This window comes from Demequina lignilytica, assembly GCF_030418305.1.
Classification (GTDB): domain Bacteria; phylum Actinomycetota; class Actinomycetes; order Actinomycetales; family Demequinaceae; genus Demequina; species Demequina lignilytica.
Genome location: NZ_JAUHPX010000005.1, coordinates 155373 through 179512 on the forward strand (window position 1 = coordinate 155373; position 24140 = coordinate 179512).

General features: G+C 70.2%; 38 protein-coding genes. 1 reads left to right on the forward strand and 37 read right to left on the reverse strand.

Annotated features, from left to right (window positions below):
- Nucleotides 1-43: 43 nt before the first annotated feature.
- Genes rimI through glmS form a run of 6 tightly spaced genes read right to left on the reverse strand, consistent with a single transcriptional unit; the run spans nt 44 to nt 4945 of the window.
- Complete coding sequence (gene rimI, locus QQX10_RS09490) at nt 44-508, reverse strand: ribosomal protein S18-alanine N-acetyltransferase (protein WP_301119664.1); 465 nt, start codon at nt 506-508, stop codon at nt 44-46.
- Nucleotides 505-1110 (reverse strand): tRNA (adenosine(37)-N6)-threonylcarbamoyltransferase complex dimerization subunit type 1 TsaB, encoded by a 606-nt coding sequence (tsaB, locus tag QQX10_RS09495; RefSeq protein ID WP_301119663.1) that lies wholly within the window; start codon nt 1108-1110, stop codon nt 505-507. Before tsaB ends, rimI begins: the two co-directional genes overlap by 4 nt.
- Before the next feature lie 4 nt (nt 1111-1114).
- On the reverse strand, nt 1115-1618 hold the full coding sequence (gene tsaE, locus QQX10_RS09500) for a tRNA (adenosine(37)-N6)-threonylcarbamoyltransferase complex ATPase subunit type 1 TsaE (RefSeq protein ID WP_301119660.1): 504 nt from the start codon (nt 1616-1618) through the stop codon (nt 1115-1117).
- Nucleotides 1615-2721: an alanine racemase gene (alr, locus tag QQX10_RS09505; protein ID WP_301119658.1), complete on the reverse strand. Its 1107-nt coding sequence runs from the start codon at nt 2719-2721 to the stop codon at nt 1615-1617. The genes tsaE and alr overlap by 4 nt, the downstream gene beginning before the upstream one ends.
- A complete protein-coding gene (locus QQX10_RS09510; protein WP_301119656.1) occupies nt 2721-3074 on the reverse strand; it encodes a holo-ACP synthase in 354 nt (117 codons plus the stop codon). Before QQX10_RS09510 ends, alr begins: the two co-directional genes overlap by 1 nt.
- A 5-nt stretch (nt 3075-3079) precedes the next feature.
- Nucleotides 3080-4945: a glutamine--fructose-6-phosphate transaminase (isomerizing) gene (gene glmS / locus QQX10_RS09515; protein WP_301119654.1), complete on the reverse strand. Its 1866-nt coding sequence runs from the start codon at nt 4943-4945 to the stop codon at nt 3080-3082.
- Between the two features lie 47 nt (nt 4946-4992).
- On the opposite strand from glmS, the gene coaA reads away from it, so the two are divergent.
- Nucleotides 4993-5967 (forward strand): type I pantothenate kinase, encoded by a 975-nt coding sequence (gene coaA / locus QQX10_RS09520; protein WP_301119652.1) that lies wholly within the window; start codon nt 4993-4995, stop codon nt 5965-5967.
- Nucleotides 5968-5973: 6 nt separating this feature from the next.
- On the opposite strand, the gene QQX10_RS09525 is transcribed toward coaA, so the two are convergent.
- The 31 genes from QQX10_RS09525 to rplP all read right to left on the reverse strand — a co-directional run bounded on the left by QQX10_RS09525 (nt 5974) and on the right by rplP (nt 24140).
- On the reverse strand, nt 5974-6861 hold the full coding sequence (locus QQX10_RS09525) for a class I SAM-dependent methyltransferase (RefSeq protein ID WP_301119650.1): 888 nt from the start codon (nt 6859-6861) through the stop codon (nt 5974-5976).
- Nucleotides 6858-7604, reverse strand: coding sequence for a DedA family protein (locus QQX10_RS09530; RefSeq protein WP_301119648.1), 747 nt, complete (start codon nt 7602-7604; stop codon nt 6858-6860). Before QQX10_RS09530 ends, QQX10_RS09525 begins: the two co-directional genes overlap by 4 nt.
- A 74-nt stretch (nt 7605-7678) precedes the next feature.
- A complete protein-coding gene (gene glmM, locus QQX10_RS09535; protein ID WP_301119646.1) occupies nt 7679-9040 on the reverse strand; it encodes a phosphoglucosamine mutase in 1362 nt (453 codons plus the stop codon).
- A 10-nt stretch (nt 9041-9050) separates the two neighbouring features.
- Nucleotides 9051-9530, reverse strand: coding sequence for a 30S ribosomal protein S9 (gene rpsI, locus QQX10_RS09540; protein WP_439710160.1), 480 nt, complete (start codon nt 9528-9530; stop codon nt 9051-9053).
- Between the two features lie 28 nt (nt 9531-9558).
- Nucleotides 9559-10002, reverse strand: coding sequence for a 50S ribosomal protein L13 (rplM, locus tag QQX10_RS09545; protein ID WP_301119640.1), 444 nt, complete (start codon nt 10000-10002; stop codon nt 9559-9561).
- 183 nt (nt 10003-10185) lie between these two features.
- Entirely contained in the window at nt 10186-11040 is an 855-nt protein-coding gene (gene truA / locus QQX10_RS09550; protein ID WP_301119639.1) for a tRNA pseudouridine(38-40) synthase TruA, read from the reverse strand.
- Nucleotides 11041-11081: 41 nt separating this feature from the next.
- Nucleotides 11082-11597: a 50S ribosomal protein L17 gene (gene rplQ / locus QQX10_RS09555; RefSeq protein ID WP_301119638.1), complete on the reverse strand. Its 516-nt coding sequence runs from the start codon at nt 11595-11597 to the stop codon at nt 11082-11084.
- 18 nt (nt 11598-11615) lie between these two features.
- A complete protein-coding gene (locus QQX10_RS09560; RefSeq protein WP_301119637.1) occupies nt 11616-12602 on the reverse strand; it encodes a DNA-directed RNA polymerase subunit alpha in 987 nt (328 codons plus the stop codon).
- A 161-nt stretch (nt 12603-12763) separates the two neighbouring features.
- Nucleotides 12764-13153: a 30S ribosomal protein S11 gene (gene rpsK, locus QQX10_RS09565; RefSeq protein WP_062303331.1), complete on the reverse strand. Its 390-nt coding sequence runs from the start codon at nt 13151-13153 to the stop codon at nt 12764-12766.
- Between the two features lie 3 nt (nt 13154-13156).
- Complete coding sequence (gene rpsM, locus QQX10_RS09570; protein WP_301119633.1) at nt 13157-13525, reverse strand: 30S ribosomal protein S13; 369 nt, start codon at nt 13523-13525, stop codon at nt 13157-13159.
- A 126-nt stretch (nt 13526-13651) separates the two neighbouring features.
- Entirely contained in the window at nt 13652-13765 is a 114-nt protein-coding gene (rpmJ, locus tag QQX10_RS09575) for a 50S ribosomal protein L36 (protein ID WP_062069916.1), read from the reverse strand.
- 48 nt (nt 13766-13813) lie between these two features.
- Nucleotides 13814-14035, reverse strand: coding sequence for a translation initiation factor IF-1 (gene infA, locus QQX10_RS09580; RefSeq protein ID WP_042213122.1), 222 nt, complete (start codon nt 14033-14035; stop codon nt 13814-13816).
- Nucleotides 14036-14179: 144 nt separating this feature from the next.
- A complete protein-coding gene (locus QQX10_RS09585; protein WP_301119629.1) occupies nt 14180-14485 on the reverse strand; it encodes a hypothetical protein in 306 nt (101 codons plus the stop codon).
- Nucleotides 14486-14611: 126 nt separating this feature from the next.
- Entirely contained in the window at nt 14612-15214 is a 603-nt protein-coding gene (locus QQX10_RS09590; protein WP_301119627.1) for a hypothetical protein, read from the reverse strand.
- A gap of 103 nt (nt 15215-15317) precedes the next feature.
- Nucleotides 15318-15923: a hypothetical protein gene (locus QQX10_RS09595; RefSeq protein WP_301119625.1), complete on the reverse strand. Its 606-nt coding sequence runs from the start codon at nt 15921-15923 to the stop codon at nt 15318-15320.
- 135 nt (nt 15924-16058) lie between these two features.
- Nucleotides 16059-16868 (reverse strand): type I methionyl aminopeptidase, encoded by an 810-nt coding sequence (gene map / locus QQX10_RS09600; protein WP_301119623.1) that lies wholly within the window; start codon nt 16866-16868, stop codon nt 16059-16061.
- 3 nt (nt 16869-16871) lie between these two features.
- On the reverse strand, nt 16872-17435 hold the full coding sequence (locus QQX10_RS09605) for an adenylate kinase (protein WP_301119621.1): 564 nt from the start codon (nt 17433-17435) through the stop codon (nt 16872-16874).
- The gene (gene secY / locus QQX10_RS09610; RefSeq protein ID WP_301119619.1) at nt 17435-18733 is read right to left on the reverse strand and encodes a preprotein translocase subunit SecY; all 1299 of its coding nucleotides are present in this window, start codon (nt 18731-18733) and stop codon (nt 17435-17437) included. The genes QQX10_RS09605 and secY overlap by 1 nt, the downstream gene beginning before the upstream one ends.
- A gap of 76 nt (nt 18734-18809) precedes the next feature.
- Entirely contained in the window at nt 18810-19493 is a 684-nt protein-coding gene (rplO, locus tag QQX10_RS09615; RefSeq protein ID WP_301119617.1) for a 50S ribosomal protein L15, read from the reverse strand.
- Nucleotides 19493-19675, reverse strand: a complete 183-nt coding sequence (gene rpmD / locus QQX10_RS09620) for a 50S ribosomal protein L30 (protein WP_301119615.1) — start codon at nt 19673-19675, stop codon at nt 19493-19495. Before rpmD ends, rplO begins: the two co-directional genes overlap by 1 nt.
- A 2-nt stretch (nt 19676-19677) precedes the next feature.
- On the reverse strand, nt 19678-20247 hold the full coding sequence (rpsE, locus tag QQX10_RS09625) for a 30S ribosomal protein S5 (protein WP_042213137.1): 570 nt from the start codon (nt 20245-20247) through the stop codon (nt 19678-19680).
- Between the two features lie 26 nt (nt 20248-20273).
- Nucleotides 20274-20645, reverse strand: coding sequence for a 50S ribosomal protein L18 (gene rplR / locus QQX10_RS09630; protein WP_301119612.1), 372 nt, complete (start codon nt 20643-20645; stop codon nt 20274-20276).
- Between the two features lie 3 nt (nt 20646-20648).
- Entirely contained in the window at nt 20649-21185 is a 537-nt protein-coding gene (gene rplF / locus QQX10_RS09635; protein ID WP_301119610.1) for a 50S ribosomal protein L6, read from the reverse strand.
- A 21-nt stretch (nt 21186-21206) separates the two neighbouring features.
- Nucleotides 21207-21605 carry a 30S ribosomal protein S8 gene (rpsH, locus tag QQX10_RS09640; protein ID WP_301119603.1) on the reverse strand — a complete coding sequence of 133 codons (399 nt, stop codon included), beginning with the start codon at nt 21603-21605 and terminating at the stop codon, nt 21207-21209.
- Between the two features lie 57 nt (nt 21606-21662).
- Nucleotides 21663-21848: a type Z 30S ribosomal protein S14 gene (locus QQX10_RS09645; RefSeq protein WP_042213145.1), complete on the reverse strand. Its 186-nt coding sequence runs from the start codon at nt 21846-21848 to the stop codon at nt 21663-21665.
- A gap of 3 nt (nt 21849-21851) precedes the next feature.
- The gene (rplE, locus tag QQX10_RS09650) at nt 21852-22415 is read right to left on the reverse strand and encodes a 50S ribosomal protein L5 (protein WP_301119600.1); all 564 of its coding nucleotides are present in this window, start codon (nt 22413-22415) and stop codon (nt 21852-21854) included.
- Nucleotides 22415-22753, reverse strand: coding sequence for a 50S ribosomal protein L24 (gene rplX, locus QQX10_RS09655; protein WP_301119598.1), 339 nt, complete (start codon nt 22751-22753; stop codon nt 22415-22417). Before rplX ends, rplE begins: the two co-directional genes overlap by 1 nt.
- The gene (rplN, locus tag QQX10_RS09660) at nt 22753-23124 is read right to left on the reverse strand and encodes a 50S ribosomal protein L14 (protein ID WP_301119597.1); all 372 of its coding nucleotides are present in this window, start codon (nt 23122-23124) and stop codon (nt 22753-22755) included. Before rplN ends, rplX begins: the two co-directional genes overlap by 1 nt.
- A 58-nt stretch (nt 23125-23182) precedes the next feature.
- Entirely contained in the window at nt 23183-23470 is a 288-nt protein-coding gene (rpsQ, locus tag QQX10_RS09665) for a 30S ribosomal protein S17 (protein WP_062293957.1), read from the reverse strand.
- Nucleotides 23471-23481: 11 nt separating this feature from the next.
- The gene (gene rpmC, locus QQX10_RS09670; protein WP_062293959.1) at nt 23482-23721 is read right to left on the reverse strand and encodes a 50S ribosomal protein L29; all 240 of its coding nucleotides are present in this window, start codon (nt 23719-23721) and stop codon (nt 23482-23484) included.
- Complete coding sequence (gene rplP / locus QQX10_RS09675) at nt 23721-24140, reverse strand: 50S ribosomal protein L16 (RefSeq protein WP_062293962.1); 420 nt, start codon at nt 24138-24140, stop codon at nt 23721-23723. The genes rpmC and rplP overlap by 1 nt, the downstream gene beginning before the upstream one ends.

Genomic DNA, 24140 nt, shown 5'->3' on the forward strand with positions numbered 1-24140 from the left:
AACCACTGTCCCGACAGGGGTTGGAGGGGTGTAAGGGCGGCGCTCAGGCCTGAGCCGGTCGGTAGCCGGTCAGCTGCGCCCTCATCACCAGCGCGTCGACACCCTCCGGCTGGTAGTACTTCCTGCGGACCCGCACGTCCTCGAAGCCGTAGGACCGGTACAGGGCGAGCGCGACCTGGTTGGTCACCGCCACCTCGAGCCACGCGTCGGGCGCGCCGAGCCGGCGCGCCTCGGCCATGAAGTCCTCCACCAGCGCGCGCCCGAGGCCGCGCCCGCGCATCGCCGACACCACCGCGAGGTTCATCAGGTGGAACGCGTCGCCGTCGAAGCCATAGACGGCGTACCCGGCCAGTGCGCCGTCGACCTCGAGGCCGCGGTAGCGCGTGAGGCCGTAGCGGAAGTCCTCCGTGATGAGGTCGCGCGACCACGCGGAGGCGCCGAACAGCTCCCGCTCGACCTCGGCCATCCACGGGAGGTCGGCCTCGGTCAGATCGCGGATCGCGGTCACGCCCCGGGCACGCCGTGCACGTCGGGCCGGCGCAGGTACAGCGGTTCGGTGGGCATCGGCTCGCCCGCGGCACGCAGCCACGCGGCGACCTCGACGAGCCGGGCGGGATCGGGGTCGGCTCCGACGGCACCGGGGAAGGCCTCCGGGTACAGGAGCGCGCCTCGGCCCAGGACCGACCCCAGGACGGGCACGTCCCCAGGCGCGGACACGGCGGGCCCCGACACGCGCACGCCGTCCCGGTAGGTCGCCCAGTAGACCTCCTTGCGACGCGCGTCGGCGACGACCGTCACCTCGCCGGGCGCGGCCGCGCCTACCGCGTCGAGCGAGCACACGCCCTCGACGGGGACGCCCCACACCGTCGCGAGGGTGCGCGCGGTCATCAGGCCCACGCGCAGCCCGGTGAACGGTGCGGGCCCCGTGCCCACCACGATCCGGGAGACCGCGCCGGAGGCGCCAGCCTCCTCGAGGGCCTCGGCGACCAGGGCCGACAGGTGCTCGGCGTGGCCGCGCGGGTCGAAGACGGACCGGGCCGCGAGCACGTCGCCGGCGTCGGAGACCACCGCGACGGCGATGGCGGAGGAGGTGTCGAGCGCGAGGATCACGGCTCTAGCCTACGAGCGAGACGCCGGCCCAGCGCTCGCCGACCAGCCGGATGGTGACGGTGCGCAGCCCCTCGTCGGGGCGCTCCATGTCGACCTCGCCCCCCACCTCGCGGGCGATGGTGACGTGGACGCGGTCCGCGGCGAGCTGCTCCGCCTTGTCCTCGCCCCATTCGACCACCGTGATCGAGTCCTCGACCGTGGTGTCGAGGTCGAGGTCGTCGAGCTCCGCGAGGGAGTTCAGACGGTACGCGTCGACGTGGATGAGCGCCGGTCCACCCACGAGGGACGGATGGGTGCGAGCGATGATGAACGTCGGGCTGGCCACGGGCCCGCGCACGCCGATCGCGGCACCGAGGCCCTGCGTGAAGGTGGTCTTGCCGGCGCCCAGGTCTCCGGTGAGGATCACCACGTCGCCCGCCCGCAGGTGCGGCGCGAGCACCTCGCCGGCGATCCTGCGCATGGCGTCGCCGTCCGCGGCGATCAGCGTGGTGAGGGACGATGCGGTCATACGGAGGTCTTCTCCCTCAGGCAGCCGAAGCGGCAGACGATCTCGTAGTCGATGGTGCCGATCGCGTCGGCCCACTCGGTGGCGCTCGGGCCGTCCGGGCCGATCAGCACCACCTCGTCGCCGGCCTGGGCCTCGGAGCGCGCGCCCAGGTCGAGCACCACCTGGTCCATGCAGACGCGGCCGGCGATGCGGAAGCGCCGCCCCGCCACCGCGACCTCCGCGCGGTTGCCAGCCGAGCGGAACACGCCGTCGGCGTAGCCCGCCGTCACGAGCCCGAGCCGGGTCCGCGCCGGGGTGACGTAGTCGTGGCCGTAGCTCACGCCGCGGCCGGCCTCGACGTCCTTCACAAGCGCGAGGGTCGCCGAGACGCGCATCGCGGGCTCGAGCCCGAAGCCCTCCCCCGACGGGTCCTCCACGGGCGGCAGCCCGTACACGGCGATGCCGGGGCGCACCAGGTCGAAGTGGAGGTCGGGCCGGGTGAGCGTCGCGGCGGAGTTCGCCAGGTGGCGCACCTCGAGCGCGATCCCGCGGGCCTCGATCTCCTCGAGCGCGCCGCGGAACACCCCGGCCTGCGCGTCGATGGTGGGATGGCCCGGCTGGTCCGCCCAGGCCAGGTGCGACCACGCGCCGACCACGGTGACCAGGCCGTCGGCCTGCGCCTCCAACACGGCGTCCAGCAGCGCCGCCAGCTCCGCCGGGCGCACGCCCTCCCGGCTGAGCCCCGTGTCGAGGCACAGGTGCAGGCGGGCCGTGCCGCCCGCCTCGCGCGCACCGGCGACGATGCTCGCGAGCACCGGGAGCGACGACACGGACAGGTCGACGTCCGCCTCGATCAGCGCACGCGCCGGCACCTCGGGACCGTAGAGCCACGTGAGGACCCGACCGGTGTCCCCCGCGGCCCGGAGCGCGAGCGCCTCGTCCGGCTGCGCGACGCCGAGCCAGGTGGCTCCCCCCGCGCGCGCGGCGCGACCCGAGGGGACCAGGCCGTGCCCGTACGCGTCCGCCTTCACCACCGCCATCACCTGCGCGGTCGTTGCGGCGCGCAGCCGCTCGACGTTGCGCGTGATCGCGCCGTGGTCCACGGTCACCTGCAGCCTGCTCATCAACCCTCCCCGATCACCACGGCGGAGGCGATCCCCGCATCGTGCGACAGCGATACATGGAAGCTGGTGATCCCCAGCTCCGCGGCTCGGGCCGCGACCGACCCCCGCACCGTCAGGACGGGGGCGCCGCCCTCGATGCGGGCGATCTCGCAGTCCTGCCAGCTCATGCCGCCCGGCGCGCCGAGCGCCTTCGCCACGGCCTCCTTGGCCGCCCACCGGGCCGCCAGGCTCGCGTGACCGAGCTCCCGCTCGGCGGGCGTGAAGACGCGCTCGAGGAATCCCGGGGAGCGCTCGAGGGCGTCCTCGAATCGCGAGATCTCGACGACGTCGATGCCCAGGCCCAGGATCGCCACGGGCGCTACTCGACCGTGACGGACTTGGCGAGGTTCCGCGGCTGGTCCACGTCGTAGCCCTTGGCCGTCGCGAGCTCGAGGGCGAACAGCTGCAGCGGCACCACCGACAGCAGCGGCGTCATGAGCACCGGCGCGGCGGGGACGTAGAACACCTGCTCCGCGTGGTTGGCCGCCTCGGTGTCCCCCTCCTCCGCGATCACGAACGTGCGGGCGCCGCGCGCGCGGACCTCCTGGACGTTCGAGATCACCTTGGAGTGCAGGGACTCGCGGCCGCGGGGGCTCGGCAGCACGATGAAGACCGGCTGGCCCTCCTCGATCAACGCGATCGGGCCGTGCTTGAGCTCGCCCGCGGGGAAGCCCTCGGCGTGGATGTACGCGAGCTCCTTGAGCTTGAGCGCACCCTCCATCGCGACGGGATAGCCCACGTGCCGGCCCAGGAACAGCACGGTGCGCTCGTCCGCCATGGTCCGGGCGAGGGCGCGCACCGGCTCCGAGGCGTCGAGCACCCGCTGGATCTTGGCGGGGATCTCCTCGAGCTGGTCGAGGAGCGACTCGATCTCGTCGGGGAACTTGTTGCCGCGCAGCTCCGCGAGGTAGATGCCCAGCAGGAACATGGCGGTGATCTGCGCGAGGAACGCCTTGGTCGACGCCACGGCGATCTCGGGCCCGGCGCGCGTGTAGAGCACCGCGTCGGCCTCGCGCGCGATGGTCGAGCCCTGAGAGTTCACGATCGCGATGACGGGGGCGCCCTGCTGCTGCGCGTGGCGGACCGCCATGATCGTGTCCATGGTCTCGCCCGACTGCGAGATCGCGACCACCAGCGTCTTCACGCCCACCACCGGGTCCCGGTAGCGGAACTCGTGGGCGAGCTCCACCTCGACCGGGATGCGGCACCAGTGCTCGATCGCGTTGCGTCCCACGAGGCCGGCGTACGCGGCGGTGCCGCAGGCGACCACGATGATCTTGTCGATCGAGTTGAGCACGTTCTCGTGGATCATGCCGCCGTCGAGCTGGAGCCGGCCGTGCTCGTCGATGCGCCCGCGAAGCGTGTCCGCGACCGCCGTCGGCTGGTCGTGGATCTCCTTCTCCATGAAGGTCGGGAAGCCGCCCTTCTGCGCCGCGGTGGCGTCCCAGTCGACGTGGTACGGCTCGCGCTCGACGGTGTGTCCGGCGATGTCCGTGATGGTCACGCCCTCCGGCGTGATCTCCACGACCTCGTCCTGGTGCAGCTCGAGCGCGGTGCGCGTGTGCTCGATGAACGCCACGACGTCGGAGCCGAGGAAGTTCTCGCCCTCGCCCAGGCCGATCACCAGCGGGCTGTTGCGGCGCGCGCCCACGACCGTGCGCGGCTCGCTGGCGTCGACGGCCAGCAGCGTGAACGCGCCCTCGAGGCGGCGGGTGATGATGCGCATCGCGTCCGCGAGGCTCTCGCCCCGGTCCACCTCGCGCGCGAGCAGGTGGCCGGCGACCTCCGTGTCGGTCTCCGAGAGGAACTCGACGCCCTCGGACTGCAGCTCGGCGCGCAGCGCGGAGAAGTTCTCGATGATGCCGTTGTGGATGATCGCGAGACGCCCGTGCGCCGCGAGGTGCGGGTGCGCGTTGGCGTCCGTGGGCGCGCCGTGGGTCGCCCAGCGCGTGTGGCCGATCGCGGCCGTCGCGGGCTCGAGGGGACGCCCGGCGAGCTCCTTCTCGAGGTTGACCAGCTTGCCGGCCTTCTTGCGCATCCCGACGCGATCGCGGTCGGAGGTCACGACCGCGAGCCCCGCGGAGTCGTACCCCCGGTACTCTAGCCGCGCGAGCCCGCCCATGACCACGCCCTGAGGCCTCGCGTCAGGCGCACCGGCTCCCACATATCCGACGATTCCGCACATGGTCCGAGTCTAGATGCCGCCCCGGCGTCGCCGACGCAGTCGGGACGATGCGCCACAATGGGCGGGTGACAGCACCGCGGATCCCCGACGTCAGCACGCCGTACGTGACGCTGGGCCGCGAGGAGTGGGCCGCCCTCGCGGACTCGACGCCGTTGCCGCTGACCGAGGACGACATCGCCAAGGTCCGGGGTCTGCGCGATCCCGTCGACCTCACCGAGGTGGACCAGATCTACCGTCCGCTGTCGCGGCTGCTCGACCTCTACTCGGGCGCCACCGGCGCCCTGCATCGTGCGACCAGCCAGTTCCTGGGCGAGCGCTCGGGGCGCACCCCGTTCGTCATCGGCGTCGCGGGGTCGGTCGCGGTCGGCAAGTCCACGACCGCCCGACTGCTGCGCGAGCTGATGGCGCGTTGGCCCCGATCGCCGCACGTCGAGCTGGTCACCACCGACGGCTTCCTCTACCCGAACGAGGTGCTCGAGGAGCGCGGCCTGCTCGCGCGCAAGGGCTTCCCCGAGTCCTACGACCGCCGCGCCCTGCGCGACTTCATCCTCCAGGTGAAGTCGGGTGCCCCCGAGGTCGCCGCCCCGGTGTACTCCCACCAGATCTACAACATCGTCCCCGGCGAGCGGGTCGTGGTGCGCCAGCCGGACGTGCTGATCGTCGAGGGCCTCAACGTGCTCCAGACCACCGCCACCCGCGAGCCGGGACAGCCTCAGCTGCACGTCAGCGACTTCTTCGACGTGTCGATCTACGTCGACGCGGACTCCGAGGACATCCGCCGCTGGTACGTGGACCGCTTCCTGGCCTTCCGCGAGTCGGCGTTCGCCGAGCCGGACTCCTACTTCCACTCGTACTCGACCCTGAACGACGAGCAGGCGCGCGCGGTCGCGGGTCAGATCTGGGACGCGGTGAACGCGCCGAACCTGGCGCGCAACATCATCCCGACGCGCTCGCGCGCGACCATCATCCTGCGCAAGGGGCCGGACCACACGGTCCAGGAGGTCAGGCTGCGGAAGCTCTGATCGGGCTCAGCCTCCGGGGCGTCGCGCCACCAGCGTGAAGGTGGACGGCAGCAGGTCGCGCTCGGAACCCGGCCACGCGAAGTCGCCGTCGGGGAGCTCGACCATCCGCTCGGCGAAGCGCCACGGCAGGTCGCGACCCTCCTCCATCGCCTCGATGGTCAGGCCGGCTCCGATCAGCGCGGTGACCACCTCGGAGATCGGGTGGACCCACTCGTAGGTGCGCGTCGAGGACACGGTGCCGTCCCCGACGTAGGTCGCGGCCTCGTCCCACTGCAGCGCGAGGCCGTCGTGGAAGTAGCGGTAGCGGGCGACCAGCTCGTCCCGCGCCTCGTCGAGGGTGAACAGCACGGGGTGCCCGTCGCGGATGTAGAACACGCCGCCGGGGCGCAGCAGCGCCGCGACCTGCCGCGCCCACGCGTCCAGGTCCCGCAGCCAGCCGATGGTGCCGATGCTGGTGTAGACCACGTCGAAGTCACGGTCCGCGCCGAGTGCGCCGGAGACCAGCGCCCGCGCGTCCAGGACGTCCCCCTCGACCCAGGACGCCTCGATCCCGAGGGACGTCGCGAGGCCCGCCGCCGCCGCGAGCGCCGGGGCGGAGAAGTCGACGCCCACCACCGCGGCGCCGGCCCTCGCCAGGGAGATCGTGTCGGTGCCGATGTGGCACTGGAGATGGCACACGTCGAGCCCGCCGATGCTGCCGCCTGGCAGGAACCGGCTCAGGGTCGCGAGGTCCTTGCGCACCACCGTCGACAGGTGCGCCGGGTCCTCACGGTAGCGGTCGAGGCCGTAGGCCTCGACGTGGAGGGCAACGCGCTCGTCCCAGTTCGCGCGGTTGGCGGCCCGCGCATCGTCCCATCCGATCGCGACACCGTCGACCGGCGCGGGCTCGGTCACGACTCGTCCTCCCCGTCGCGCGGGCCGGCGCCGCGGCGCTCCCGGCGCGGCGGGCGGACCTGGAGCTGGCCGGTCTCGACGCGCTGCTCGATCTCCCCGGCGAGGTCGGGCATCTCGGGCTCGGCGAAGCCCAGGCGCGCGAGGATCTTGTCGATGAGGAAGCCCAGCACCACCCCGCCGACGACGCCGATCACGATCGACACCACGATGTTGTCGGAGATCGACCCGGCGAAGATGCCCAGGATGGAGCCGTAGGTCGCCCAGATGGCGGCGGCGATCGCGTCGACCGTCATGAACCACTTGCGGGGATACCCGAGCGCACCGGCCGTGAGGTTGACCGCGACGCGACCCATGGGGATGAACCGGGCCGCGATGATGAACGTGGTGCCGCGCTTCTCGAGCGTGGTCTCGGCCCAGTCGAGGGTCTTCCGAGCGCGTGCGCGGGCGAAGAACGGATGCTTGCGGACGTCGAAGCGCGACCCGACCCAGTACGCGATCTGGTCGCCGCACCAGGCGCCGGCCGCCGCGAACAGCCACGTCAGGTAGATCAGCGGGGTGCCGTTCTGCGACCACGCCGTCGCCGTGGCGATGACCACCGACTCGCTGGGCACCAGCGGGAAGATGCCGTCGATCAGCGACAGCAGGAAGACGCTCGGGTAGATCCACAGCGACTCGGTGAGCGTGAGGATCCACTCCTCCATCGCGTCGATCCAGTCGAACAGGACGTGCCAGAGCTCGTTCACCCGCTCAGTCTGTCAGGGCTGACGCGCCGACGCGATGGGGTGATCCCCCGAGGGGGCTCCGTCGGGGGGAGGGTTCAGAGGCCCAGACGGGCGGCGACCACCGTGGCCAGGGACGAGGCATGACGCTGCGCGTCCTCCGCCGTCGCGGCCTCCACCATCACCCGCACCAGCGGCTCCGTCCCCGACGGCCGCAGCAGCACGCGCCCGGCGTCGCCCAGCGCCTTGCGCGACGCGGCGACGGCGGCCTGCAGCTCGACGTCGGTATGGACCCGCGAGCGGTCGGCGTTGGGCACGTTGATGAGGACCTGAGGCAGCGTCTCGATCCCGGCGCACTGGTCGCGCAGGGGCCCGGCGGCCGCCACGCGCGCGCCCAGCAGCAGCGCGGTCAGGATGCCGTCGCCCGTGGTGGCGTGCTCGGCCACGATCACGTGCCCGGACTGCTCGCCGCCCAGCGAGTAGCCGCCCTCGCGCATCGCCTCCAGCACGTAGCGGTCGCCCACGGCGGTCTCGACGATGTCGACGCCCGCCCGGCGCATCGCCTGATGCAGGCCCAGGTTGCTCATCACAGTGGCGACCAGCGTCGACCGGTACAGCGCGCCGGCCTCCTTCATCGCGATCGCGAGCAGACCCATGATCTGGTCGCCGTTCACCACCGCACCCGTGTGATCCACGGCGAGGCACCGGTCGGCGTCGCCGTCGAACGCGACGCCCAGGTCGGCGCCGGCCTCGACCACGGCGGCCTGCAGCTGCTCCAGGTGGGTCGACCCCACGCCGTCGTTGATGTTGAGGCCGTCGGGCGAGGCGTTGATGGTGGTCACCCGCGCGCCCGCGTTGGCGAGCGCGAGCGGTCCCACCGCGCTCGCGGCGCCGTGCGCCGCGTCGACCACGAGATGCACGCCGGCGAGCGGAGCGTCGGTCCCGGCGAACGCGCGGACGGCGGCGTCCACGTGCTCGACGTACTGCGCGGCCAGCTGCGGCGAGGCGACGATGCGCCCCACGGCATCACCCGTGGGCCGCTCCCAGGGCTCACCCAGGCGGCGCTCGATGGCCTCCTCGACGGAGTCGTCGAGCTTGTGGCCGCCGCGCGCGAAGAACTTGATGCCGTTGTCCGGCATCGGGTTGTGCGAGGCGGAGATCACCACGCCCAGGTCCGCGCCGGTCGCCGCGGTCAGGTACGCGACCGCGGGAGTCGGCAGCACGCCGGCGTCGAGGACGTCGACACCGGCGGAGGCGAGCCCGGCCGCCACGGCGGCCCCGAGGAACTCGCCCGACAGACGGGTGTCCCGCCCCAGGACAGCAACAGGACGGTGCCCGGAGAACTCGCCCCGCTCCCCCAGGATGTGAGCCGCCGCGACCGAGAGGTCGACGGCGAGCTCCGCTGTGAGGTCGCGGTTCGCGAGGCCCCGGACACCGTCCGTGCCGAAAAGTCGCGCCATGCGCGAGAGGTTAGCGCTTCGAGTACTGAGGCGCGCGGCGGGCCTTCTTGAGACCGGCCTTCTTGCGCTCCACCACGCGGGCGTCACGGGTCAGGAAGCCCGCCTTCTTGAGCTCGCCGCGGTTGTTCTCCTCGTCGATCTCGTTGAGGGCGCGGGCCACGCCGAGGCGCAGCGCACCGGCCTGGCCCGAGGGGCCGCCGCCGTGGATGCGGGCGTGCACGTCGAACTTGCCCTCGATGTCGAGGAGCGCGAACGGCGAGTTCACCAGCTGCTGGTGCACCTTGTTCGGGAAGTAGTCCTCGAGGGTGCGGCCGTTGATGGTCCAGTTGCCGGTGCCGGGCACCAGGCGGACGCGGGCCACCGCCTCCTTGCGACGGCCGAGGCCGGCGCCGGGGGCGAGGTTGGTGACACCCTTGCCGCGCTCGGGCGCGGACTCGGAGGTGTACTCGGTGGGGGTCTCGTTGTCGACCTCGGTCGTCACATCTGCCACTTTCATCGATCCTTAAACTCTGCGGCGCTTACTGCGCGACCTGGGAGATCTCGAAGACCTCGGGCTGCTGCGCGGCGTGCGGGTGCTCGGCACCCGCGTACACCTTGAGGTGCTTGAGCTGCGCGGCGCCCAGCTTGGTCTTGGGGAGCATGCCCTTGACGGCGTTCTCGATCACCTTGCGGGGGTTCTTCTCGAGGAGCTCGCCGATCGGGACGGCCGAGAGACCGCCCGGGAAGCCCGAGTGGCGGTACACCATCTTGTCGGTGAGCTTGGCGCCCGAGAGGGCCACCTTCTCGGCGTTGATGACGATGACGAAGTCACCGCCGTCGACGTGGGGCGCGAACGTCGCCTTGTGCTTGCCGCGAAGCAGCGAAGCGGCCTGGGAGGCCAGACGACCGAGGACCACGTCAGTAGCGTCGATGACGTACCAGTTCTTGGTGACGTCACCCGGCTTGGGAGAATACGTACGCACTGTGAAGCCTTACTTCTACTCGTTCTGGTGGACGATGCCGGACGGGCATCGCGAAGCAATTCGGTCGGCGGGTCCTGCGGAGGCGAGTGGGAGGCACCGTCCACGAGGGAACGCACAACGACGCACCATCATACGCGGGTCTCGCCATGATTTCAATCCGACCCCCGCGCTCGGGCGCGTCGATCACGGCAGGGTGCGCCGCCCTCGGGTAGCCTTGGCGCGCGCCGCGAGCTCCGCGTCCTCCGGGTAGCCCACCTCCTCGAGCGTGAGCCCGTGCGGCGGCGCGACCGCGACGGCCTGCGAGCGCTCGGACCCCGAGGCGATCGCGGCGAACCAGTCGAGGTGCCGGCGACCCTCCCCCACGGCCAGCAGCGCGCCCACGAGGGAGCGCACCATGGAGTGGCAGAACGCGTCCGCGCGCACGGTCGCGACCACCAGCCCGGTGTCCGGCCCGTCCGTCTCGCGCACCCACGACAGCTCCTTGAGCTCCCGGATGGTGGTCGCCCCCTCGCGGGCCTTGCAGAAGGGCGCGAAGTCGCGCAGACCCCTCAAGATGGACGATGCGGCGTTGAGGGCGTCGACGTCGAGAGGGCGTCCCACCGCGAGGACGTGGCGGCGCAGCAGCACGTCGGGCACCGCGTCGGTGACGCGGTAGGCGTAGCGCCGCTCGGTGGCCGAGAACCGGGCGTCGAATCCCGCCGGCGCCACCGCGACCGACCGGACCACCGCATCGTCCGGCAGCACGCCGTTGAGGCGGGTCAGCAGGCCCTCGGCCGGGGTGCGCTCGGCACGGCCCGGCATCCGGGCCCAGGCCCCCGCGTCGATGTCGACATGCGCGACCTGGCCGCGGGCGTGCACGCCCGCATCCGTGCGCCCCGCGACGGTCACGCGAGGGTGCGCCTCCTGGCGGACCACCCGCGCGAGGGCGTCCTCGAGGACGCCCTGGACGGTCCGCAGGCCCGGCTGCGTCGCCCAGCCGGAGAAGTCGGTCCCGTCATAGGAAAGATCGAGGCGGGCCCGCACAGTCTCAGGGAGCATGTGCGGACCCGCCTCGGGTGGTCTTCAGGCGAAGACGGAGGTTACTTGGCCTCGTCGGCCTCGGCCGCGGGGGCCTCGGTCTCGACAGCCTCGACGGTCTCCTCGGCCGCGGGGGCCTCCTCGACCTTCTCGGCCTTCTTGGGCGCGGCCTTCTTGGTGGCCTTCTCGGCCTCCTTGGCGACGGCCTTCTTCGCGGGGGCGCCGAACTCGACCAGCTCGATCACCGCGAGGGGCGCGTTGTCGCCCTTGCGGAAGCCGACCTTGGTGATGCGGGTGTAGCCGCCGTCACGCTCGGCGAAGCCGGGGCCGATCTCCGTGAAGAGCTTGTGGACGACGCCCTTGTCCGAGAGGATCCCGAGCACCTTGCGGCGCGAGGCGAGGTCGCCGCGCTTGGCGAAGGTGACCAGACGCTCGGCGTAGGGGCGCAGGCGCTTGGCCTTGGTCACGGTGGTGGTGATGCGGCCGTGCTCGAACAGGCTCTGCGAGAGGTTCGCGAGCATCTGACGCTCGTGCGCGGGGCCGCCGCCCAGGCGGGCACCCTTGGTGGGGGTAGGCATGATTGAGAATTCTCCTTGTTACTCGTCGCTGCCCGAGAAGTACACGGACGACGCGCTGTCGTACTCGACGGCACCGTCCTTCAGGGAGAAGCCCAGCTCGGCGAGCTTCTCCTTGACCTCGGTGATCGACTTCTGGCCGAAGTTGCGGATGTCCATGAGGTCCGCCTCCGAGCGAGCGGTGAGCTCACCCACGGTGTGGATGCCCTCGCGCTTGAGGCAGTTGTAGGACCGCTGGGTGAGGTTCAGCTCCTCGATCGGCTGGTTGTAGTCCTCCTCGAGGGACTCGTCGGTGTCCGACGGGCCGATCTCGATGCCCTCGGCGGCCTCGTTGAGGCCGCGAGCGAGGGAGAACAGCTCCACCAGCGTCGAGCCGGCCGAGGCCAGCGCGTCGCGCGGGGAGATGGAGGACTTGGTCTCGACGTCGATGACCAGCTCGTCGAAGTCCGTGCGCTGCGCGACACGGGTGGCCTCGACCTTGTAGGTCACCTTGAGCACCGGCGAGTAGATCGAGTCGACCGGGATCTGGCCGATCTCCGCGTCGTAGCTCTTGTTGAGGGCGGCGGGCACGTAGCCGCGGCCGCGCTCGACGGTGAGCTCCACCTCGAACTTCGCCTTCGCGTTGAGCGTGGCGATGTGGAGGTCGGGGTTGTGGATCTCGACGCCGGCCGGCGGCGCGATGTCGGCACCGGTGACGGCGCCGGCGCCCGACTTGCGCAGGTACATGACCACGGGCTCGTCGTGCTCCGAGGAGACCACCAGGTTCTTGAGGTTCAGGAGGATCTCGGTGACATCCTCCTTCACGCCGTCGATGGTGGTGAACTCGTGGAGGACGCCCTCGAAGCGCACCGACGTGATGGCCGCGCCCGGGATGGACGAGAGCAGGGTGCGGCGCAGCGAGTTGCCCAGCGTGTAGCCGAAGCCCGGCTCCAGCGGCTTGAGCGAGAACTGCGAACGGTTCTCCGAGATGACCTTCTCGGTCAGCGTGGGACGCTGTGCGATCAGCACGGTTGTTTCCTTTCCGAGCATCCGCTATTTGATGCTCGCGAATCCTGTCCGGTATCGGTCCGGTCAGGGCCAGAAGCTGAGATGGAAGGGCGGTCGGCGGGCCGATGCGAGGCATCGGCCCGCGACCGGGCGCGCGCAAGCAGGACCTGCGCGCTGACGTGCTAGTTGCGGCGGCGCTTGGGCGGACGGCAGCCGTTGTGCGCCTGCGGGGTGACGTCCTTGATGGAGGTCACCTCGAGGCCGGCGGCGGTCAGCGAGCGGATCGCGGTGTCGCGACCCGAGCCCGGGCCCTTGACGAACACGTCGACCTTGCTCATGCCGGCCTCGGTGGCACGGCGAGCGGCGGCCTCGGCGGCCATCTGGGCGGCGTAGGGGGTCGACTTGCGCGAACCCTTGAAGCCCACCTGGCCGGAGGACGACCACGACACGACGGCGCCCGAGGGGTCCGTGATCGAGATGATCGTGTTGTTGAAGGTGGACTTGATGTGCGCCTGACCGTGCGCGACGGTCTTCTTGATCTTCTTGCGCGGCTTGCGAGTAGGAGCGGCCATGTCTTACTTCTTCTTTCCGGCGACGGTCTTCTTGGGGCCCTTGCGCGTGCGGGCGTTGGTCTTGGTGCGCTGACCACGGACCGGCATGCCGCGGCGGTGACGCAGACCCTGGTAGTTGCCGATCTCGACCTTGCGGCGGATGTCGGCGGTCACCTCGCGGCGCAGGTCGCCCTCGACGGTGAAGTTGGCCTCGATGTAGTCACGGATCGCGACGAGCTGGTCGTCGGTCGCGTCCTTGACGCGCAGGTCCGCGCTGATGCCGGTGGCGGCGAGGATCTCCTGGGAACGGGTACGGCCGATGCCGTAGATGTAGGTGAGTGCGATCTCCATGCGCTTGTCGCGCGGGATGTCGACACCAACGATGCGTGCCATGGTGAAGTTCTACTCCATCAGTAGTCGGAGGTCTGACGCTCGACCGCCCCGCTGTGTTCTGTGCGGGCCCCGGCCTCCGAGCCGGGGGTTTGATGCATATGGCCGAACGAGGATGTGCTGTTGTGTCTAGCCCTGACGCTGCTTGTGGCGCAGGTTCTCGCAGATGACCATCACGCGGCCATTGCGTCGGATGACCTTGCACTTGTCGCAGATCGGCTTGACGCTGGGCTTAACCTTCATGGTTCTTTCCTGCGTCGCTCTCGCGCACGGATGCGCTCGGGCGACGACTCACTTGTAGCGGTAGACGATCCGGCCGCGGGACAGGTCATAGGGGCTGAGCTCCACCACCACGCGGTCCTCGGGGAGGATCCGGATGTAGTGCTGGCGCATCTTCCCGGAGATGTGAGCGAGCACCAGGTGCCCGTTCGTCAGCTCCACTCGGAACGATGCGTTGGGCAGGGCTTCGACCACCACGCCCTCGACCTCGATGACTCCGTCTTTCTTGGCCATTACTCCGCTAACGTTGATTGACAGGGATGTGGGCGCGCAAAAACGCCCAACAGAAAACTATACGCGAAGTGAGCGCGCGACTCAAGGCGGGCGTCAGCGCCCGCCGAGCGGAGGACTTCAGAGTAGCGTCCGGGGCCGCCGTTGTCAGCGGAAGGAGTTCCGCAGGCGCTGAACGGCGAGCTCGGAGATGGCGGCGTCGCGGTGGTCGGCGAGCCTGCGGACCACCGAGGACGGCGTGCGGGGGTTGGCCAGGAGCGCGCGCAGCACGTCCGGGTGGCGGTCGTGACCGAGCGAGGTGAGCGCGGCGACGGGGCAGTCCGCGCGCGACGCGACGATCGCGCGCACCGAGGACTCGCGGTGCGCGGCCAGCGGCAGCAGGTCCGAGGGCATGGCCTCAGGATCGCGGGCACGCAGGAGGTCGGTCGCAAGATCGGTGGCTGGCGTCTCCACGGTGCGTCTCCATCCATGCCGAGGGTTCCTCCCCTCATGGTGACGCGTGCGCGGTCCCGGCGCCAGGCGATGTGAGAAATCCGACGAAAACGGAGGGTTGGCACCAATCCCCCACCGGGGCACCGGTCACGCCCAGCGGGTGGTCGGGGCCGCGTCGCGACGCACGGCGGGGCGGGGTGCGTAGGTGCGGGCGGTGCGCTGTCCGACCGGGGACTGCGCGGGCGAGTCCGGCGTCGGCCGCGCCTCGCGCGCCCCCTCCTCGAGCTCGGGCACCAGGCTGCGGGCGGTGACGACCGTGCCGTCGAGGGCCCGACGCGCGAGCCGCGCGACCTCGTCCCGCCGGTGCCCGGCGAGCGTCTCGAGCACCCGCCGCGGCGCGCCCTCCGAGCGGGCGAGCGCCTTGAGCACGGCGACGTCACGGTCCCGGGCTAGCTCCTCGGCGACGGCGGCGAACAGCTCCTTGTTCGAGGCGAGCGCGATGCGCACCGAGGCGCGGCGGTCGTGGAGCAGGTTCGCCTGCACGCCGAGCGGGCAGTCGTGGCGCGCCGCGATCGCCTCGCGGATCTCCGGCTCGCGCCGGCGCGACAGCTCGATCGCTCGTGCCCGGGCGAGGGTCGCCGTGCGGGCCTCCATGACCAGGGCGCGGATCGCATCGTCCTGCGCCGCCCCATGCACGGCGACCCCCGACGCCGCCATGAGCGCGCTCGACCAGCCCTGGTCCGCCATCACGCCCTCCCCTCGCTGTGAGGAGGACGCTACGGAGGCGAGATGACCGTGCGCTGTCGGTCAGGTGTACGCCAGGTAGCGGGGGCGCGAACTCCTGGTGCCGGTGTCAGGCCTCGATCGGCGGCTTGAAGCCGCGCACGGGCGCGGTGCGGACCCGGACCTCGGGCTCGGCCTCCGGCGGGTCCGCCGCCACGGCGGCGATGGCGCCCTCGAGGGCACCCTCGGTCGAAGCGGCGGCGAGGGCCTCGGCGCGGCGGGCCGCGGCCTGCTCGAACACGCGGTCGCGAAGCTCGGGGGTGTGCGCGTCCTCGGACGCCTGACGGGTCCGCAGCGCGTCCATCGCCGACGCGGCGGCCTGCTGGACGTCGCGCTTGCGGTGGCCGACCAGCGCATCGAGGATCTCGGAGGTGACCGAGGGGTTCTCGGTGAGGGCGACCAGCACGTCGACGCTCTTGTCGCGCGACAGATGCTCCATCACCGAATGCAGCAGGCGCGGGTTCCTCGCGAGCGCCGCCCTCACGTCGGAGCTGAAGTCGTGCGCCATCGACGCCATCAGGCCGAACGGGCAGTCCTCCCGCGCCGCGATGGTCGAGCGCACCAGGGCGTTGCGCGAGTCGGCGAGCGCCAGGATCCGGTCCTTCGCCAGCCCGGGCGACGCCGCCTCGTCCACCAACGGATCGTTGATCGGTGCGTAGTTGAACCCTCGTGCCATGATCGCTCCCTCAGCCCCCGGGGGGCTCAGGGGACGCCTCCCGTCGCAGCCCAGGGTAGGACGGCGGCTTTGCGTCGGCGTGGCGTGCGCGTAACGAACGGGTGTCGAGGTGTGAGATCCCTCACACCCGGCGTGTCAGGGCGAGACCGGGACGATGCCGTGGGTAGAGAGCCCGCGGGCGCCGCCGTCGCCGGCGGTCAGGACCCAGATGCCGTCCTCGTGCACGGCGATCGAGTGCTCCCAGTGGGCCGCGCGCGAGCCGTCGAGGGAGACGACCGTCCATTCGTCGGCGAGCGTCGCCGACTCGTCCGTGCCGATCACGAACATGGGCTCGATCGCGAGGCACATCCCGGGCTCCACCCGAGGGCTGCGGCCCCGCACCCGGTAGTTGGGCACGTCGGGACCCTGATGCATCGCGGTACCGATGCCGTGCCCCACGTAGCCCTCGATGGGATGGAGCCCGGCCCGGTCCGCGACCTGCTCGATCGCGGCGGAGACGTCGGAGACGCGACGCGCGGAGGCGAGCGCGGCGATGCCGGCCCACAGGGCCTTCTCGGTCGCGTCCATGAGGGCACGGTCCTGAGCCGAGCCCTCGCCTCCCACGATCAGGCTGATCGCGCTGTCGCCGTGCCAGCCGTCCACGATGGCGCCGCAGTCGATGGAGACCAGGTCGCCCGCCGCGAGCACGCGGTCGCCGGGGATCCCGTGAACCACCTCCTCGTTCACCGAGATGCAGGTGGTGGCGGGGAAGCCGTGGTAGCCGAGGAAGTTGGACGTCGCACCCGCATCCGCGATGGTCGCGGCCGCGGCGGCGTCCACCTGCGCGGTGGTCGCGCCGGGGACGGCGGCGGCGCGCGCCGCCGCCAGCGCCCGCTCGACGATCACGCCGGCGCGGGCCATGACCCGCATCTGCTCGCGGGTCTTCAGCTCGATGCCGCGAGCCATGGCTCAGCGGCCGATCGCGGCGACCAGGCGGTCGGTGACCTCATCCATCTCGCCGATGCCGTCGACCTGCACCAGCACGCCGCGGCCCGCGTAGAACGCGGTGAGCGGCGCAGTGCTGCTCGCGTAGACCTCGAGGCGCTTGCGGATCACCGGCTCGGTGTCGTCGGCACGGCCCTCGAGCTCGGCGCGCTTGAGGAGCCGCTCGGTGACCACGTCGAAGTCCGCGGTGATCTCGATGGCCGACTCCAGCGAGACGCCCAGGTCGGCGAGCATCGAGTCGAGCTCGACCGCCTGCTCCGGGTTGCGCGGGTAGCCGTCGAGCAGGAAGCCGCCGGCCGCATCGTCCTGCGCGAGGCGGTCGCGCACCATGGCGTTGGTCACCTCGTCCGGCACCAGCTGGCCGGCCGACATGTACTCCTGCGCCTTGAGCCCGAGCGGGGTGCCGCCCTTGACGTTGGCGCGGAAGATGTCGCCGGTCGAGATGGCGGGGACGCCGTAGCGCTCCGCGAGGCGGGCGGCCTGGGTGCCCTTGCCGGCTCCGGGGGGACCGAGGAGGACTGCACGCATTACTTGAGGAACCCTTCGTAGTTGCGCTGCTCCAGCTGCGACTGGATGCGCTTGACGGTGTCGAGGCCGACGCCGACGAGGATGATGAGCGACGTGCCGCCGAACGGGATGTTCGTGGCCACGCCCATCGCGACGAACAGCAGCGTCGGGATGAGCGCCACGATCGCGAGGTAGACCGCGCCCGCCGCCGTGATGCGCGACAGCACGTAGTCGAGGAAGTCGGCCGTCGGGGTGCCGGGACGGATGCCCGGGATGAAGCCGCCGTACTTCTTCATGTTGTCCGCGACCTCGGTCGGGTTGAACGTGATCGCGGTGTAGAAGTACGCGAAGAAGACGATCAGCAGGATGTACAGCGCGATGTGCAGCGGGGCGCTCGGGCTCGCTACGTTGTTCTCGAGCCACACCATGAAGCCCGACGGGTCGTCGCCCTGGAACTGCCGGATCACCTGAGGGATCATCAGCAGCGAGGAGGCGAAGATCACGGGGATCACGCCCGCCATGTTGATCTTCAGCGGGATGTACGTCGACGAGCCGCCGAGCATCTTGCGGCCCACCATGCGCTTGGCGTACTGGACCGGGATGCGGCGCTGCGACTGCTCGACGAACACGATCGCCGCGACCACCACGAGCAGCGCGAGCGCCAGCAGGACCGTGTTGGTCGGGCCGTTGGTCGAGTTCCAGATCGTGGAGACCGCGCCGGGGAACGACGCCGCGATCGAGGTGAAGATCAGCAGCGACATGCCGTTGCCGACGCCGCGCTCGGTGATGCGCTCGCCGAGCCACATGATGAAGATGGTGCCGGCGGTCATCACGAGCACCATGCCGGCGATCATGGTCCACGAGTCGTTGGGGATGATGTCGTACGCGCAGCCGGGGAAGAACACGCCGTTGCGCGCCATCGTGATGTACGAGGCCGACTGGATCGCCGCGAAGCCGAGCGTGATGTAGCGCGTGTACTGGGTCAGCTTGGCCTGGCCCTCGGCGCCCTCCTTGTAGAGGGTCTCGAAGCGCGGGATGAGCACGCGCAGCAGCTGGACCATGATCGACGCCGTGATGTACGGCATGATGCCCAGCGCGAAGATCGACAGCTGCAGCAGCGCGCCACCGGAGAACAGGTTGAGGATCTCGAAACCCGTGTTGGTGCTCGTCTGCGCGAGGCAGAGCTGCACGTTCTCGTAGCTGACGCCCGGGGTGGGGATCGAGACGCCCAGGCGGTAGATGGCGATGATGCCGATGGTGAAGAGCAGCTTCCGACGCAGGTCGGGGGTCCGGAAAGCGCTCAGGAACCCATTCAGCATTGATCCTCCAGAAAGAAAAAGGCGGGCGGAAGCACGCAGGCCGGGCCCGTCCCACAGGACGGGCCCGGCCTACATGTTAGCCCTCGTTGACCGAGCCGCCCGCGGCCTCGATCTTGGTCTTCGCGGACTGCGACACCTTGTCGGCGTCGACCAGCGTGACCTTGACCGAGATGTCGCCGTCGCCCAGCACCTTGACGGGCTGGTTCTTGCGCACGGCGCCCTTCGCGACGAGCTCCGCCTTGGTCACGTCGCCGCCGTCGGGGAACAGCTCGGAGAGCTGGCCCACGTTGACGACCTGGTAGTAGACCTTGAACGGGCTCTTGAAGCCGCGCAGCTTCGGGATGCGCATGTGGATGGGCGTCTGACCGCCCTCGAAGCGCTCCGGCACCTGGTAGCGGGCACCCGTGCCCTTGGTGCCACGACCGGCGGTCTTGCCCTTCGAGCCCTCACCACGACCCACGCGGGTCTTCTTGGTGTGGGCACCGGCAGCCGGGCGGAGGTGGTGCACCTTGAGGGTGCTCACCTTCTCCGCCGGCTCCTCGGCCTTCGGGGCGGCCTTCTTGGCCGGAGCCTTCTTGGCAGCGGGCTTCTCCGCGGCGTCGGCAGCGGCCTCCGCCTTCGCCGGCGCCTTCTTGGCGGCCGGCTTCTTGGCGGCGGGCTTGTCCGCGGCAGCAGCCTTGGCCGGAGCCTTCTTCGCGGCCGGCTTCTTGGCGGGCTTCTCCTCGACGGCGTCCTCCGCCGGCTTCTTGGCCTCAGCCATCAGTCAACCTCCTCAACGGCGACCAGGTGGTCCACCGCCTTGACCATCCCGCGGATCTCGGGACGGTCCTCCTTCACGACGATGTCGCCGATGCGCTTCAGACCGAGCGACCGCAGGGTCTCGCGGTGCTGCGGCTTGGTGCCGATCGCCGACCTCTTCTGAACGACCTTCAGACGTGCCATGACTACTTCACCCCCGCTGCCTGCGCGCGGAGCATCGCGGCCGGGGCCACGTCCTCCACGGCCTTGCCACGGCGGGCGGCGACGGCCTCGGGGCGCTCGAGGCGCTTGAGGGCGTCGACGGTCGCGTGCACGATGTTGATCGCGTTGGACGAGCCGAGCGACTTGCTCAGCACGTCGTGGATGCCGGCGCACTCGAGCACCGCGCGCACCGGGCCACCGGCGATCACACCGGTACCGGGCGACGCGGGACGCAGGAACACGACACCCGCGGCGGCCTCACCCTGCACGGCGTGCGGGATGGTGCCCTGGATGCGCGGGACGCGGAAGAAGTTGCGCTTGGCCTCCTCGACACCCTTCGAGATCGCGGCCGGCACCTCCTTCGCCTTGCCGTAGCCGATGCCCACGTTGCCCTCGCCGTCGCCGACGACCACGAGCGCGGTGAAGCTGAAGCGACGACCACCCTTCACGACCTTGGCGACGCGGTTGATGGTGACGACGCGCTCGACGAACTTGTTCTCCGGCTCGTTGTCGCGACGGTTGCCGCCGCGACGGCCGCTGTTGTTGTCAGCCATATGTCTTCCTCACTCCTGGCCGCGCCCTACAGGGCGAGGCCCGCCTCTCGGGCGCCGTCGGCCACGGCAGCCACACGGCCGTGGTACTTGTTGCCGCCACGGTCGAACACGACGGCGTCGATGCCCGCGGCCTTGGCGCGCTCGGCGACCAGCTGGCCGACCTTCGAGGCCTTGGCCGTCTTGTCGCCCTCGAGCGCACGGACGTCGGCCTCGAGGGTCGACGCCGAGGCGAGGGTCTTGCCGACCGTGTCGTCCACGATCTGCGCGACCATGTGGCGCGCCGAGCGGGTGACCACGAGGCGGGGACGAGCACCGGTGCCGGAGATCTTCTTGCGCAGGCGGAAGTGGCGACGCTTGCGCTGGATCGCCTTGCCCTTGCCCTTGATTGCGATACCCATGTCTTACTTACCCGTCTTTCCAGCCTTGCGGCGCACGTTCTCGCCGGCGTAGCGGACACCCTTGCCCTTGTAGGGCTCGGGCTTGCGAATCTTGCGGATGTTCGCCGCGACCTCGCCCACCTGCTGCTTGCTGATGCCGGCAACGGTGAACTTGGTGGGGCTCTCGACCGAGAAGGTGATGCCCTGCGGGGGCGTCACGACGACCGGGTGCGAGAAGCCGAGCGCGAACTCGAGGTCCGAGCCCTTGAGCGCGACGCGGTAGCCCGTGCCGACGATCTCGAGCTTCTTCTCGTAACCGCTGGTCACGCCGGTCACCATGTTGGCGATCAGCGTGCGCGTGAGGCCGTGCAGCGACTTCGACAGACGCTCGTCGTTGGGGCGGTTGACCGCGAGGCCCTCGTCGCCCTTCTCCACGGTGATGGGTGCGGCGACGGTGTGGGTCAGGGTGCCCTTGGGGCCCTTCACCGTGACGTCGGCGCCGTTGATGGTGATGTCCACTCCGGAGGGAACCGGAACGGGGATCTTGCCAATGCGGGACATTGCTTACGTTCTCCTTTCCGGTTACCAGACGAACGCGACGACCTCGCCGCCGACGCCCTTCTTCTCGGCCTCGCGGTCGGTCAGGAGACCGGAGGAGGTGGACAGGATGGCCACGCCGAGGCCGCCGAGCACCTTGGGCAGGTTCGTCGACTTGGCGTACACGCGAAGGCCGGGCTTCGACACACGGCGGACGCCGGCGAGCGAGCGCTCGCGGTTCGGGCCGTACTTCAGCGTGAGGGTGAGGGTCTTGCCGACCTCCGCGTCGGTGGTCGCGGAGCCGGAGATGTAGCCCTCGGCCTCCAGGATCTTGGCGATGTTCGCCTTGAGCTTGGAGTGCGGCATGGCCACGGTCTCGTGGTACGCCGCGTTGGCGTTGCGCAGACGCGTCAGCATGTCTGCGATGGGGTCAGTCATCGTCATGAGTGTTGAACTCTTCCTCGCCGTGGTTTCCCCGCAGGGGACCTGTGGCGTAGTGGTTTACCAGCTGCTCTTGGTGATGCCGGGAAGCTCACCGCGGTGAGCCATCTCGCGGAAGCACACGCGGCAGAGGCCGAACTTGCGGTACACCGAGTGCGGACGGCCGCACTTCTGGCACCGGGTGTAGGCGCGGACGGCGAACTTCTGCTTGCCGGCGGCCTTGTTCTTCAGCGCAGTCTTGGCCATGTCCTACTTCTCCTTGAACGGGAAGCCCAGCTGCTTCAGCAGCGAGCGGCCCTCGTCGTCGGTGGTGGCGGACGTCACGACCGTGATGTCCATGCCGCGCACGCGGTCGATCTTGTCCTGGTTGATCTCGTGGAACATCGACTGCTCGGTGAGACCGAAGGTGTAGTTGCCGTTGCCGTCGAACTGCTTCGGGCTGAGGCCGCGGAAGTCGCGGATACGGGGAAGCGCGATGGACAGCAGGCGGTCCAGGAACTCCCACATGCGGTCGCCGCGCAGCGTGACGTGCGCGCCGATCGGCTGGCCCTCGCGCAGCTTGAACTGCGCGATGGACTTGCGGGCCTTGGTGACCTGCGGCTTCTGACCCGTGATCGCGGTGAGGTCGGCGATGGCGCCCTCGATGAGCTTCGAGTCCTTGGCGGCGTCGCCCACACCCATGTTCACGACGATCTTGGTGAGACCGGCGACCTGGTTGATGTTCTCGTGGCCGAACTCCTCACGGAGGGCCGCGACGATCTCGTTGCGGTACTTCTCCTTGAGACGCGGCTGCGCGGTGGTAGCGGTGGCCATCAGACGTCCTTACCCGAGCGCTTGGCGACACGCACGCGCTTGGTGCGGGTGCGGCCGTCCTGCTCGACCTGCTCCGTGCGGTAGCCCACACGGGTGCCCTTCTTGGTCTCCGGGTCCACCAGCATCACGTTCGAGATGTGGATCGGGGCCTCGACGGTGACGAGGCCACCCTCCGCGTTGTCGCGGCGGGTGCCCGGCTTGATGTGCTTGGTCACGCGCTGGATGCCCTCGACCACGACGCGCTCGCGCTCGGTGTCGACGGTGAGCACGCGGCCCTGCTGACCGCGGTCACGGCCGGCGATGACGACGACGAGGTCGCCCTTCTTGATCTTCGCCATCAGATGACCTCCGGTGCCAGCGAGATGATCTTCATGAACTTCTTGTCGCGCAGCTCGCGGCCCACGGGGCCGAAGATGCGGGTGCCGCGGGGGTCACCCTCGAGGTTCTTGAGGATCACCGCGGCGTTCTCATCGAAACGGATGTAGGAACCGTCGGGACGGCGGCGCTCCTTGGTGGTGCGCACGACGACCGCCTTGACGACGTCGCCCTTCTTGACGTTGCCGCCGGGGATCGCGTCCTTGACGGTGGCGACGATGACGTCGCCGATGCCGGCGTAGCGACGGTGCGAGCCACCGAGCACGCGGATGCAGAGGACTTCCTTCGCACCCGTGTTGTCGGCGACCCGAAGTCGCGACTCCTGCTGAATCATGTCTGTCTCCTGTCGTCTGGTTCTCGCTCACGCGGAGCGAGCCTGGTCGAACTAGTAGTTACTTGGCCTTCTCGACGATCTCGACCAGGCGCCACCGCTTGGAAGCGGACAGCGGGCGGGTCTCCATCACGACGACGAGGTCGCCGATGCCGGCGGTGTTGAGCTCGTCGTGAGCCTTGATCTTGCTCGTGCGGCGCATGACCTTGCCGTAGAGCGGGTGCTTGACGCGGTCCTCGATCTCGACGGTGATGGTCTTGTCCATCTTGTCCGACGTGACGTAGCCACGGCGCGTCTTGCGGTACGCGCGGTGCTCCTCGGTCGCCGTCGTGTGCTTCTTAGTCGACATGTGCTGCTTCCTTATGCCTTCGCGGAGGGCGCGGTGCGGATACCCAGCTCGCGCTCGCGCAGGATCGTGTAGATGCGGGCGATGTCGCGCTTGACCGCCTTCAGGCGGCCGTGGTTCTCGAGCTGACCGGTGGCCGACTGGAAGCGCAGGTTGAACAGCTCCTCCTTGGCCTTCTTCAGCTCCTCCACCAGGCGCTCGTTCTCCATGCCGTCCAGCTCGGAGGGCATGAGGTCCTTGGTACCGATGGCCATCAGATGTCACCACCCTCACGGGTCACAAAGCGGGTCTTCATGGGGAGCTTGTGCTGCGCGCGGCGCATGGCCTCGCGCGCCAGCTCCTCGGGGACACCCGCGAGCTCGAACATGACGCGACCGGGCTTGACGTTCGCGACCCACCACTCGGGCGAGCCCTTACCGGAGCCCATGCGGACCTCGGCGGGCTTCTTCGTCAGCGGACGGTCGGGGTAGATGTTGATCCACACCTTTCCACCACGCTTGATGTGACGGGTCATCGCGATACGCGCGGCCTCGATCTGGCGGTTCGTGACGTAGGCGGGCTCGAGAGCCTGGATGCCGAAGTCGCCGAACGCGATTGAGGTGCCACCGGTGGCAGCGCCCGAACGCTTCGGGTGGTGCTGCTTGCGGTGCTTCACTCGACGGGGGATAAGCAT

Excerpts from the sequence above, each read along its gene's own strand:
- rplX (WP_301119598.1), bottom strand. The coding sequence starts at position 22,753 with ATGGCGAAGATCAAGAAGGGCGACCTCGTCGTCGTCATCGCCGGCCGT.
- rpmJ (WP_062069916.1), bottom strand. The coding sequence starts at position 13,765 with ATGAAGGTTAAGCCCAGCGTCAAGCCGATCTGCGACAAGTGCAAGGTC.
- rpsE (WP_042213137.1), bottom strand. The coding sequence starts at position 20,247 with ATGGCTGACAACAACAGCGGCCGTCGCGGCGGCAACCGTCGCGACAAC.
- alr (WP_301119658.1), bottom strand. The coding sequence starts at position 2,721 with ATGAGCAGGCTGCAGGTGACCGTGGACCACGGCGCGATCACGCGCAAC.
- QQX10_RS09605 (WP_301119621.1), bottom strand. The coding sequence starts at position 17,435 with ATGCGTGCAGTCCTCCTCGGTCCCCCCGGAGCCGGCAAGGGCACCCAG.
- rplO (WP_301119617.1), bottom strand. The coding sequence starts at position 19,493 with ATGGCTGAGGCCAAGAAGCCGGCGGAGGACGCCGTCGAGGAGAAGCCC.
- QQX10_RS09595 (WP_301119625.1), bottom strand. The coding sequence starts at position 15,923 with ATGGCACGAGGGTTCAACTACGCACCGATCAACGATCCGTTGGTGGAC.
- infA (WP_042213122.1), bottom strand. The coding sequence starts at position 14,035 with ATGGCCAAGAAAGACGGAGTCATCGAGGTCGAGGGCGTGGTGGTCGAA.
- rpsQ (WP_062293957.1), bottom strand. The coding sequence starts at position 23,470 with ATGTCGACTAAGAAGCACACGACGGCGACCGAGGAGCACCGCGCGTAC.
- rplP (WP_062293962.1), bottom strand. The coding sequence starts at position 24,140 with ATGCTTATCCCCCGTCGAGTGAAGCACCGCAAGCAGCACCACCCGAAG.
- glmS (WP_301119654.1), bottom strand. The coding sequence starts at position 4,945 with ATGTGCGGAATCGTCGGATATGTGGGAGCCGGTGCGCCTGACGCGAGG.
- rplE (WP_301119600.1), bottom strand. The coding sequence starts at position 22,415 with ATGGCCACCGCTACCACCGCGCAGCCGCGTCTCAAGGAGAAGTACCGC.
- rplN (WP_301119597.1), bottom strand. The coding sequence starts at position 23,124 with ATGATTCAGCAGGAGTCGCGACTTCGGGTCGCCGACAACACGGGTGCG.
- truA (WP_301119639.1), bottom strand. The coding sequence starts at position 11,040 with ATGCTCCCTGAGACTGTGCGGGCCCGCCTCGATCTTTCCTATGACGGG.
- glmM (WP_301119646.1), bottom strand. The coding sequence starts at position 9,040 with ATGGCGCGACTTTTCGGCACGGACGGTGTCCGGGGCCTCGCGAACCGC.
- rpmC (WP_062293959.1), bottom strand. The coding sequence starts at position 23,721 with ATGGCCATCGGTACCAAGGACCTCATGCCCTCCGAGCTGGACGGCATG.
- rplQ (WP_301119638.1), bottom strand. The coding sequence starts at position 11,597 with ATGCCTACCCCCACCAAGGGTGCCCGCCTGGGCGGCGGCCCCGCGCAC.
- rpsK (WP_062303331.1), bottom strand. The coding sequence starts at position 13,153 with ATGGCCGCTCCTACTCGCAAGCCGCGCAAGAAGATCAAGAAGACCGTC.
- map (WP_301119623.1), bottom strand. The coding sequence starts at position 16,868 with ATGGCTCGCGGCATCGAGCTGAAGACCCGCGAGCAGATGCGGGTCATG.
- rpsM (WP_301119633.1), bottom strand. The coding sequence starts at position 13,525 with ATGGCACGCATCGTTGGTGTCGACATCCCGCGCGACAAGCGCATGGAG.
- rpsH (WP_301119603.1), bottom strand. The coding sequence starts at position 21,605 with ATGACGATGACTGACCCCATCGCAGACATGCTGACGCGTCTGCGCAAC.
- QQX10_RS09645 (WP_042213145.1), bottom strand. The coding sequence starts at position 21,848 with ATGGCCAAGACTGCGCTGAAGAACAAGGCCGCCGGCAAGCAGAAGTTC.
- coaA (WP_301119652.1), top strand. The coding sequence starts at position 4,993 with ATGCGCCACAATGGGCGGGTGACAGCACCGCGGATCCCCGACGTCAGC.
- rplR (WP_301119612.1), bottom strand. The coding sequence starts at position 20,645 with ATGGGTATCGCAATCAAGGGCAAGGGCAAGGCGATCCAGCGCAAGCGT.
- secY (WP_301119619.1), bottom strand. The coding sequence starts at position 18,733 with ATGCTGAATGGGTTCCTGAGCGCTTTCCGGACCCCCGACCTGCGTCGG.
- rplF (WP_301119610.1), bottom strand. The coding sequence starts at position 21,185 with ATGTCCCGCATTGGCAAGATCCCCGTTCCGGTTCCCTCCGGAGTGGAC.
- tsaE (WP_301119660.1), bottom strand. The coding sequence starts at position 1,618 with ATGACCGCATCGTCCCTCACCACGCTGATCGCCGCGGACGGCGACGCC.
- rpmD (WP_301119615.1), bottom strand. The coding sequence starts at position 19,675 with ATGGCACGTCTGAAGGTCGTTCAGAAGAGGTCGGCGATCGGCACCAAG.